This window comes from Betaproteobacteria bacterium (genome assembly GCA_016791345.1).
Classification (GTDB): Bacteria; Pseudomonadota; Gammaproteobacteria; order Burkholderiales; family JAEUMW01; genus JAEUMW01.
Map to the genome: position 1 here is coordinate 1 of JAEUMW010000305.1, position 1,601 is coordinate 1,601.

2 protein-coding genes are annotated in these 1,601 nt (G+C 69.5%); both read left to right on the forward strand.

The window, feature by feature from the left end; genetic code table 11:
* Positions 1-40: 40 nt before the first annotated feature.
* Positions 41-601, forward strand: a complete 561-nt coding sequence (locus JNK68_12100; GenBank protein ID MBL8541096.1) for an MBL fold metallo-hydrolase — start codon at positions 41-43, stop codon at positions 599-601.
* Positions 598-1,551: a prolyl aminopeptidase gene (pip, locus tag JNK68_12105; protein ID MBL8541097.1), complete on the forward strand. Its 954-nt coding sequence runs from the start codon at positions 598-600 to the stop codon at positions 1,549-1,551. The genes JNK68_12100 and pip overlap by 4 nt, the downstream gene beginning before the upstream one ends.
* The last annotated feature ends 50 nt before the right edge of the window (positions 1,552-1,601 follow it).

A 1,601-nucleotide genomic window follows, 5' to 3' on the forward strand; every position in this document is an offset into this window, starting at 1 on the left:
CGGCGCGCCGGTCCTGGCGCGGCGCGAAACCATCGAAGCCATGCGCGCCCGCTGCAAGATCTGCTTCGAGAACGTCGAGCGCGTGCTCGGCGCACCTGCGATGGCGGGGACCGAGATCGTGATCCCGAATCTCAGCGTCGAGGGCAACGGCTGGTTCGAGGCGGGCGGCCGTCGCATCGAGCTCTACTACTTCGGCTGGGGTCACACCGAAGGCGATCTCGCCGTGTTCGACCCGCAAAGCGGCGTGCTCTTCACCGGTGACCTCGTCTATCTCGACCGCGTTCCGTACACGCACGAGGCGCACGTGCGCGGCTGGATCACGGCGCTCGACGGGCTCGAACGGATCCCGGCCCGCCGCATCGTGCCCGGGCGTGGCCCGATCGCCGACCCCGCGCGCATGGCAGAGACCCGCGCCTACCTCGCGGCACTGCTCGCCACGACCCAGCGCCAGTACGAGGCGGGCACGAGCGTGATCGACCTGCTGCAGGACCCGAAGATGGATCTGCCGCACTATGCCGGCTGGGCGCTGTATGGTGACATGCACCCGCTCAACATCCAGCACGTGTACACGGAACTCGAACGCGAGGAATTCAGCAAATGACCGAGGCGCTCTTCCCGGCGACCGAGCCCTTCGCTACGGGGATGCTCGAGGTGGCGGGCGGCCATCGCGTGTACTGGGAAGAGTCGGGCAACCCGCGCGGCATCCCGGTGCTCTTCTGCCACGGCGGTCCGGGCAGCAGCACGAGTCCCGCACACCGCCGCTTCTTCGATCCGGCGCTCTACCGCGCCGTCCTCTTCGACCAGCGCGGTTGCGGGCGCTCCCTGCCTCTGGGCGAGATCCGCAGCAACACGACCTGGGATCTCGTGTCCGACATGGAGGCACTGCGTCGCCGGCTGGAGATCGAGCGCTGGCTGCTCTTCGGCGGTTCGTGGGGGGCGACGCTGGCCCTGGCCTACGCGCAACGGCATCCCGAAGCCGTAGCGGGGCTCGTGCTGCGCGGGGTTTTTCTCGGCACCGACGCCGAGGTGGAATGGTTCCTCAAGGGACTGCGCCGCTTCGTCCCGGAGGCGTGGAGCGCCTTTGCCCACGCCCTCGATGTCGATGCGTCCGGCGATCCGCTGGAAGCCTGCGTGAGCCTGATCGAAGCGTCCGGGGAGACGGCACGGCGTGCTGCGCAGGCATGGATCGATTACGAAGCCGCGGTGATGGCGCTCGGCGAGCGGCCGGGTTCGGCGTCGGGCGTGTTGAGCGATGCCGCGGTGCTCGCCCGCGTGCGCGTGCAGACCCATTATCTGCGGCACCGCTGCTTCCTCGCGGAGCGGTCGATTCTCACGCACATGGCGGCGATCCAGGCGCTGCCGGCGATCATCGTGCAGGGCCGCCTGGACATGGTGTGTCCGCCGGTGACGGCGGCGCGACTCGCGGCATGCTGGCGCGCCGCCGAGCTGAGAATGGTCGACCACGCCGGTCACTTCGTCTTCAATCCGCAGCTCGCCGCGGCGCTGGTGGACGCTCTCGCGGACTTCTCTGCGCGGCTGCGGGATACCTGAGGCAGTGCCCGCGCGCGCCGCGTCGCGCAACAGGCACCCGGCGATGATGC